7 protein-coding genes, 1 tRNA gene and 4 pseudogenes are annotated in these 7,499 nt (G+C 46.7%); 3 read left to right on the top strand and 9 right to left on the bottom strand.

What is annotated here, in order from left to right:
* Positions 1-337 precede the first annotated feature (337 nt).
* The 6 genes and pseudogenes from NC980_RS23105 to NC980_RS23080 all read right to left on the bottom strand — a co-directional run.
* The gene (locus NC980_RS23105; RefSeq protein ID WP_190375669.1) at positions 338-1,216 is read right to left on the bottom strand and encodes an SMP-30/gluconolactonase/LRE family protein; all 879 of its coding nucleotides are present in this window, start codon (positions 1,214-1,216) and stop codon (positions 338-340) included.
* A gap of 12 nt (positions 1,217-1,228) precedes the next feature.
* Complete coding sequence (locus NC980_RS23100; protein WP_190375668.1) at positions 1,229-1,393, bottom strand: hypothetical protein; 165 nt, start codon at positions 1,391-1,393, stop codon at positions 1,229-1,231.
* 19 nt (positions 1,394-1,412) lie between these two features.
* Positions 1,413-2,222: a glucose 1-dehydrogenase gene (locus tag NC980_RS23095; protein WP_190375667.1), complete on the bottom strand. Its 810-nt coding sequence runs from the start codon at positions 2,220-2,222 to the stop codon at positions 1,413-1,415.
* A 187-nt stretch (positions 2,223-2,409) separates the two neighbouring features.
* Positions 2,410-2,517 (bottom strand): annotated as a pseudogene (locus tag NC980_RS23090) (PDZ domain-containing protein); the annotation flags it as partial.
* A 24-nt stretch (positions 2,518-2,541) separates the two neighbouring features.
* Positions 2,542-3,453 (bottom strand): trypsin-like peptidase domain-containing protein, encoded by a 912-nt coding sequence (locus NC980_RS23085; protein ID WP_242026561.1) that lies wholly within the window; start codon positions 3,451-3,453, stop codon positions 2,542-2,544.
* Between the two features lie 403 nt (positions 3,454-3,856).
* Positions 3,857-4,558: pseudogene (locus NC980_RS23080) on the bottom strand (IS256 family transposase); the annotation flags it as partial.
* 190 nt (positions 4,559-4,748) lie between these two features.
* Here NC980_RS23080 and NC980_RS23075 point away from each other — a divergent pair.
* Entirely contained in the window at positions 4,749-5,105 is a 357-nt protein-coding gene (locus NC980_RS23075; protein WP_348254076.1) for a hypothetical protein, read from the top strand.
* 141 nt (positions 5,106-5,246) lie between these two features.
* Here the strand turns inward: NC980_RS23075 and NC980_RS23070 are convergent.
* The 3 genes and pseudogenes from NC980_RS23070 to NC980_RS23060 form a co-directional block, all read right to left on the bottom strand.
* Positions 5,247-5,393: pseudogene (locus NC980_RS23070) on the bottom strand (IS982 family transposase); the annotation flags it as partial.
* Between the two features lie 5 nt (positions 5,394-5,398).
* A pseudogene (locus NC980_RS23065) lies at positions 5,399-5,533 on the bottom strand (IS982 family transposase); the annotation flags it as partial.
* Between the two features lie 204 nt (positions 5,534-5,737).
* A tRNA-Gly gene (locus NC980_RS23060) sits at positions 5,738-5,809 on the bottom strand.
* Between the two features lie 218 nt (positions 5,810-6,027).
* Here NC980_RS23060 and NC980_RS23055 point away from each other — a divergent pair.
* Positions 6,028-6,525, top strand: coding sequence for a hypothetical protein (locus NC980_RS23055; protein WP_190375671.1), 498 nt, complete (start codon positions 6,028-6,030; stop codon positions 6,523-6,525).
* A 78-nt stretch (positions 6,526-6,603) separates the two neighbouring features.
* Positions 6,604-7,497 carry an alpha/beta fold hydrolase gene (locus tag NC980_RS23050; protein WP_190375665.1) on the top strand — a complete coding sequence of 298 codons (894 nt, stop codon included), beginning with the start codon at positions 6,604-6,606 and terminating at the stop codon, positions 7,495-7,497.
* Positions 7,498-7,499 lie beyond the last annotated feature (2 nt).

Below are 7,499 nucleotides of genomic sequence, written 5' to 3'. Positions count from 1 at the left end.
GCTTGCAATTTTCATTCGGTTCCGTTACGCTATCGTTAGACCTGCCGAAGTTGAGTGAGAATCACCTGCCGAAGAAAGGTGAGAATTAGGTGCCGAAGTTGTGCAAATATGCATCAGTCAAGCTGTGAAAATGATGGCGCAGTGCAGATTTGTAAAGCTCTCATTCAGATTTGCTTGAGCAACGTTGAAGATTCAAGAATTATCGTGCTTCACTCTGATGATGCCCGGTTAAGCTGACGGTGCCCTTTGAGATGATTAGTAAACAACAGAAATCAAAAAGCCAACCACGAATGGGTTCCTCCAATCCGATAATGTTGAAAAGTTTAGAAGTTGCTCGTTACTGCCGGAGGCAGTAAGTCGGTAAGCCAACGCTGTGAGTTGGCAAACTAAATAAATCACCTGAGTAAAAGCTGTCTTCGATTTCTGCCTCGCTTAATCCGACGGATGCGGTTGTGATGTAAAGTGTCGTTCGATCGACTCCACCAAACGTACAGGCGGTGGGGCGCTGAACGGGCAGTTTTACGCGCATCATTTCTTTGCCATCGGGATCAAAGCGAATTATGCACCAGCCGTTCCACATTGCTGACCAGATGCAGCCGTCTTGATCAATGGTTAATCCATCTGGTTCAAAGATTTCAGCCGATAAATTCACCCAGACACGGCGGTTATCAATGCGACCCCTTTCGAGATCAAAATCATAGGCATAGATTGTTCTGAGGAAAGAATCTGTCAGGTAAAAAGTATGCTGATCAGGACTCCAGCCTAATCCATTCGGAATTGTTAGTCCCGTTTCTAGAATCTGCAAAGTACCATCGAAATCGTAGCAATAGAGACAACCGACTGGCTTTTGATTGCCGGTTAAGCCGAACCAAAAGCGCCCTGCTGCGTCGCATTTGCCATCATTGCAGCGGCTACCAGGAGGAGTGTTCTCGATCGTCAGAATCGGGATTACTTCGCCACTCTGGGTGTCTAAAAATGCGAGTTGATTGCGTTGACCCATAATCAACCGATCGCATCCGGCAGGCGCAATACAGCCCACTACATCACCGACCTCAAAGAAGCGATGAAATCCTGTCGCTGGATTGAACTGATGAACGCGATGATTGTAGATATCAACCCAGTACAGCAATTGCTCTGCTTCGACCCAGCAAGGAGCTTCTCCGAGCCGCGCTCGGACAGTGAGGATATTTTTCGGTAAGCTTTGTGCAGTGTTCATAGATGGAATGATTCAGCTAGAAATTAAAGTCGCAACTAACCCAGTCCAACCGGTTTGATGATGGGCTCCCAGTCCTGCACCATTGTCACCGTTAGAATACTCGGAAAACAGAATAAAATTGCGCCACTGCACTTTGCGAGTTCGGGCTTCTTCTAAACGCTGTTCCTCAGCAGTCATTCGTTTGCCTCCTCAAGATTTAGGCTGACCAAGCTTCACGGAAGTCAGCGTATAGGGTGAGTCCACCATCAATAAAGAGTGTTTGTCCGGTGATGTATGCAGCTTCATCAGATGCGAGAAATGCTACTGCTGCTGCCATTTCCGCCACGGTTCCAGGGCGACCCATTGGAATATGGCTAGAGACGATCGCTTTTTGTTCAGGATCATTCGTCCAAGCTTCGTTAATTGGCGTAATCGTTGCTCCGGGTGCAATTGCGTTGACCCGAATTTCGCGATCGGCATACTCTAGCGCCAGTGTCTTTGTCAGATTGCCCATTCCACCTTTGCTGATCGAATACGTAAGGTACGACGGTCGGGGAATTTGTTCGTGAACACTAGACACATTAATAATGCTGCCAGAACGGTTTTGAGACAGAAAATGCTTAATTGCTTCACGCGCACAGAGGAAAGCACCGCGAAGATTGGTAGACAACACTCGGTCGAACTCTTCAATCGGAATTTCATGAGAAGCGCATTCTGTCTGAATTCCCGCATTGTTGATCAAAATGTCAAAGCTACCAAATTTATCAATCACCGCACTCATCATCTCAAGAATGTCTTGCTCTTGAGAAACATCACCTTGAACCAATAGCAATTTCACGCCACAGTCTTCAACTTGCCCACAGGCTGTTTGCATTGCCATTTCTTCGGTTTCTTCGGCATCTTCAACGCTTTTTCGGTAGTTGATTGCAACATTGCAACCTTCTTGAGCCAGCCGAATCGCGATCGCTTGCCCAATTCCCGAGCTTGCTCCTGTAATCAGCGCAGTTTTTCCAGCTAATCCCTTCATTTTCGTGGTCTCCAGTCGGTGAAAGTATTGTGTAACTTGTAAACCATCTAACGTTGACGGGCTTGTTGAGTCGGTAATGCTTCTGGACGAATTGCGACTTGTTGCGTATTACCGTTTCTGTTGACTGTAAGTTTCTGTTGACTGTAACTTGCATTGTATTATTGATCCCGATTGCATCCACTTGCTGTTGAATCTGATTTGCGTTTTCAATTTGATTGCCATTCACACTGACAAGCACATCTCCAGCACGCAGCCCCGCACGAGCAGCCGGAGAGTTGGGCAAGACATTCAGCACCAGAATGCCTTGATCTTGGATCACTTAAAAGCCAGGATTACTTTGATTGATTTGCGATCGTAACTGTGGTGTAAGGGTCGTCATCTGAATTCCAATGTAGGGATACTCAACTCGCCCTTTCGCCACCAATTGTTGGGAGATTGTTTTCACTGTATTAATCGGAATGGCAAATCCGATCCCTTGTGCCCCCTGGATAATGGCTGTATTCACTCCAACGACTTGTCCGGCTGCATTCAGCAACGGCCCACCAGAGTTTCCTGGATTAATTGCAGCATCGGTTTGCAAGAAACTCACCCGTTTATCTGGAATACCGATTTCCGCAACCGAACGACCGGTGGCACTGATAATTCCTTGAGTTACCGTATTGCTCAGTCCAAGTGGATTCCCGATCGCAATGGCAATCTGTCCTGGCACTAAAGTATCTGAATCTCCTAATGGGATTGTCGGTAGATTGTTTCCATCAATTTTAATGACAGCAAGATCGCTGATCGTGTCAGCGCCAATGACGCGCCATGGATAAGTTTGTCCATCTCTTAAAATCACAGTGACCGCATCTGCACCCTCAACCACATGAGCATTGGTAATTACTTGTCCATCGGCAGTCGTAATAAAGCCTGACCCGGTTCCTCGCTGTACTTGCTGCTGTTGAGGAACTCTTCTGCCCAAGAACTCATCTAAACCAAAATTATCGATCGACTCTCGCACTGTGCGCGATGTATTGATTCGTACCACCGCAGGCCCAACTCGTTCTGCTACGGGTGCAACTGCACTAATATCATCTTGAGCTGTAGGAGTGGGCGATGCTACAAGATTTGTGGGTTCTTGTGCAGGGCTATTAGGTTGTGCATTGTTATTGGGTTGAGACGAAGAACAACTTGATAGGTTAACGGCAATCAGTAAGGCTGAGAATAAAGCAGATGTTTTAACAATGACCATTGGATCTCCAAATTAATGAATAAAATAAAAAGTTAAGTTGGGAGATCGAGCGGCAAGCAACCCTTTGAGAAGTCACTTAGTACTCTAACGATTTGCAAGTTTCACTAGATTCATAGTTAAAGGTTGCGAATTTTTTACATAAGAGCCTCTGTCTATAGAAACAGTTAGACTGCTCTAATAACTACTGCAGCGAGAGCACAATCCGTCTTCGATGTTAAGTCGAAACTAATGCAGGAAGTCGACTAACAGCGGCAGGAAGCTTGCATCATTCAGCAATACGCAGCGATCGAAGCCTAAAGTAGGCTCGAATCCCCTCGCAGATACAAAATTAACCACGCGATCGTCAAACAATTTTTGCGCTACAGTTTATGTACTAATTTAAACAGTTTGAAGCTCAACAACTGTGTATCCAGCGTTCGGCTGGGAAGTTGTAGAGCGCTAACAACGCGGCACGGTCTTTACTCAAACATTCCACGGTCTTCGGGTACTTGGTTTCGTAGGTTGTGATGAAGCGCCCAAACGCCGTTTCTGCGTTAGCTTCGGTGGCAGCCAAATAGATATCTCTGAGCGCTTTTTTCGCTTGTGGTTGTTGTGAACTGGGCAAAGTGTTGAGGACAGTGACAGTTTTATGCACCCAACAGCGCTGCACCTGTGGGGTGGGAAACACTTGACGCAGCACCTGCCAAAATCCCAATGCCCCATTCCCGATTGCTAACTCTGGTGCGTCTTTCAAGCCTTGATCTTTCAGACGCAAGAGTAAACTCTTCCAGTTCAGTTCCGACTCTCGAAAACCGAGTTCTAGCCCTAATAATTCTTTATGTCCCGTGTCGCTCACGCCGATGATGACGAGCATACAGGAGTAGTCATCTTCAGCATGGCTGTTGAAGTAGATGTCATCTGCCCAGACATCAACATACCGTTTTCCTTTCAGACTGCGATGTTACCATTGTTCATGCTCCTCAATCCATTTGGCTTTCAATCGGCTAATCGTACTCGATGACAATCCAGCAGCATTCGCTCCTAGTAACGAGGTTAAAGCTTCACCAAAATCTCCGGTAGAAACGCCTTGTCGCACTAATTTTGTGAGTACATCTGTGAATGTTTCTGTTGTCGCTAGTGTTTTGAGTTCAATCAAGTTATCATTATCCACGGTGTATTCTTCGGCTGACCTTTTTTAGTCTTTCAGCAGGATACGCCTTTTTCTCCTTATTTCTCATACACCAGATCAAAGCATAGCCCTTCCGCCCAGTGTTGATCGACCCAAGCTGCTAACTATTGTAGATGAACTGAATAGCGTGATGCGATCTGCGTTGATGCTGAATTCTGAGAAAGCGATTCAGGTCTGCAACGCGATCAAAGACAAACTTGCGAGCATTTCATCAATGGGTGCAAAGCGGGGACTATCAATGTGGGGAATTGCGCCGAGTGCAATGAGGGACATGGAACTGGCGCGGGGCAATGTCACTGCAATGACTCCCATTTTTGTTGCTCAACGTCCAGATTGCGATCCTGGTTGGAATGATGTGGTTTATTTAACCGCTAAAACAAATGGTATGGCACCCAGTAAGCGTCCCTCCGAGAATGTGTGGGACAAAGCAAAACGATCGAGGTTGAACGAGTCGTCGGTGCAGGAGAGCAATGGATGCCGTTAATGAATACGGTCAACCTCTGTCAACAGTTTGCCGAAGCGAAATCCGGAGAATTAAACCTTTTCATCTGCTACCATCAACTTCTCGCTGAGTTGAATCTTGTGTAACTTAAGCTCAGACCTCCTAAGTTAACCTAAGTTCGGGTTAAGCCGGGAGTAGCAAATTGTGGTCGAGCGCAATGGATGACTTTTTGAGTTGATGGTAATAGGCAATCAATCCGCCGAGAATATTGGCAAAGCAATTGACCGGAGAACGATGGCGTGAATGCTCGATTTAAGAAATGTTCTTTATCGTCATATCTCGCTCAAGCGCAAACTGCGAGGACGGTTGCGACTGTGCAGCCCGAATCCTAAAAGTCGCTGTCTCCATTGCGGTTCAAAGGTTTGGCAGAAATCATCCATGGAGCAGAAGAGTTCTTCTAGACTAAGCATGAGGGCAAACTGGGCTTAAAGTTTTGGTATTTTCAGCCGATCAGGTTTGCCCCTTTCTTGTCTCATTCCTTATCCCGAACTCAGGTTACGCTACAAAAGATTCTGTGAAAAATCTCTCGTTGAAGTAACATCTAAGCTAGGACTTGGCCGTGTAGCTTTATGACAACTACTGGCTGCGAGAACTATAAGGGATTTTTATTGAGAAGCGGGTAACGCGATTCGAACGCGCGACATTCACCTTGGCAAGGTGACGCTCTACCACTGAGCTATACCCGCATTTGGTACTTTATTAATATCGCAGACTAAATTGAGTTTGTCAACATTAGCCAACAAAAAAATTAGAAAATTGCCAACCAAGCGCGATTCACTAGGCAAGCACAATACGTAAACAAGCGTCTCAAGGAATAGTTGCCCAAAACTGAGTCAGTCAAATTTGGGTCATCAGAGATAAGATTAGTATGAATATTCTTATTGTCAGTTCACAGCCACACTCAATGGTTCAATATACCCTCGCTCAAAGCCCCGAAATTATTCTCACGGTTTCTGGCAAAGACTCGCCTAAAGCCCGTGAGAAGGCAATGGATCAACTGATGGAGTTGATGGATGAAGGCAAATTACCAACCGATTTAGCTGATGGTTTTGGTCCGCAAAACTTCATTGAAGTCAAAGATCCGGGAAGCCAGCCTGCAAGTGATGAAGAAGCGATTAACCAGGCTGTGCAAACTCTCAGCAGCCTCGCGACACTGAAACTGAAGGCGCAGGAATCTCGATCGGAAGCCCTACAAGTCCGCAAGCAAATTGATATTCTATTTAATGATGAGCCTGTGACGGAAGAAGAAATTAACGGACTCAAGGAAGGCTTCAAAGTGCTAAAAAGCTATGCACAAACGAATCTGAGATACCGAGAAGCGCGATCGCAAGCCGAAGAAGCGCGTACCGTTCTCGATCGCGCCCTGCAAGCGGCAGAACCCGAACCGAAGAAAAAGTCGTAGCTTCCGAACAGTCGCGCTCTAGAACTTCATCAGTAACTCGTACTATGATGGGAGTAAATTAAGAAGTCTTTACAAAAAATGGCGACGATTGAAGCAAGAGCACTCCCAACGCTGGAAAAGCTGACTTGGGATTGGCAAGGGCACTCGATTGAGTATACGGTGATGGGCGCAGGTCAGCCTCTAGTTCTAGTGCATGGATTTGGGGCATCGATCGGTCACTGGCGGAAAAATATTCCCGTTCTGGCACAAGCAGGTTATCAGGTCTTTGCGATCGATCTGCTTGGTTTTGGAGGTTCAGCAAAACCTGCTTTAGATTACACAGTCGATCTTTGGGTCGAATTGCTGCGGGATTTTTGGGCGGCGAATATTCAGCAGCCTGCGGTCTTTGTCGGTAATTCGATCGGGGGCTTGCTGTGCTTGATGGTATTGGCGCATCATCCAGAAATTGCAGCAGGTGGAATTTTACTTAATCCGGCAGGTGGATTGAATCACCGTCCAGAGGAACTGAATCCTCCCTTGCGATTGGTGATGGGTACATTCTCGAAGCTGGTTGCCTCTAAGTGGTTTGGGCAGTGGATGTTTAATCAGGTGCGGCAAAAACACCGGATTCGGAACAGTTTGAGACAGGTCTATCGAGATCGCGAAGCGATTACCGACGAACTGGTGGATTTACTGCATGAGCCTTCTTGTCATCCGGGCGCACAGCAAGTTTTTGCTTCGGTGCTGATGGCTCCGCCGGGACCAAAACCGACAGACCTGCTTCCCAAGATTCAAGTGCCGCTTTTGGTGATTTGGGGAGAAGCTGATCCTTGGACACCGATCGCAGGTTCTAAAGTTTATCAATCGCTGGTAGAAACGCATCCGATCGAGTTCGTCTCGATTCCCGATACTGGACATTGCCCACACGACGAACGCCCGGAAGTGGTGAACGCAGCGATGATTCAGTGGCTCGATCAGCATCATTCAAGCTAAAA

The sequence above is a fragment of the Leptolyngbya sp. AS-A5 genome, from assembly GCF_039962495.1.
Taxonomy (GTDB): domain Bacteria; phylum Cyanobacteriota; class Cyanobacteriia; order Leptolyngbyales; family Leptolyngbyaceae; genus Leptolyngbya.
The sequence above is the reverse complement of the archived record's forward strand: the minus strand, read 5'-3'. Positions and strand labels throughout refer to the sequence as shown.

What these genes read in the sequence shown, in the direction of transcription:
- NC980_RS23095 (WP_190375667.1), bottom strand. Translation starts at nt 2,222, where the DNA reads ATGAAGGGATTAGCTGGAAAAACTGCGCTGATTACAGGAGCAAGCTCG.
- NC980_RS23085 (WP_242026561.1), bottom strand. Translation starts at nt 3,453, where the DNA reads ATGGTCATTGTTAAAACATCTGCTTTATTCTCAGCCTTACTGATTGCC.
- NC980_RS23100 (WP_190375668.1), bottom strand. Translation starts at nt 1,393, where the DNA reads ATGACTGCTGAGGAACAGCGTTTAGAAGAAGCCCGAACTCGCAAAGTG.
- NC980_RS23055 (WP_190375671.1), top strand. Translation starts at nt 6,028, where the DNA reads ATGGTTCAATATACCCTCGCTCAAAGCCCCGAAATTATTCTCACGGTT.
- NC980_RS23050 (WP_190375665.1), top strand. Translation starts at nt 6,604, where the DNA reads ATGGCGACGATTGAAGCAAGAGCACTCCCAACGCTGGAAAAGCTGACT.
- NC980_RS23105 (WP_190375669.1), bottom strand. Translation starts at nt 1,216, where the DNA reads ATGAACACTGCACAAAGCTTACCGAAAAATATCCTCACTGTCCGAGCG.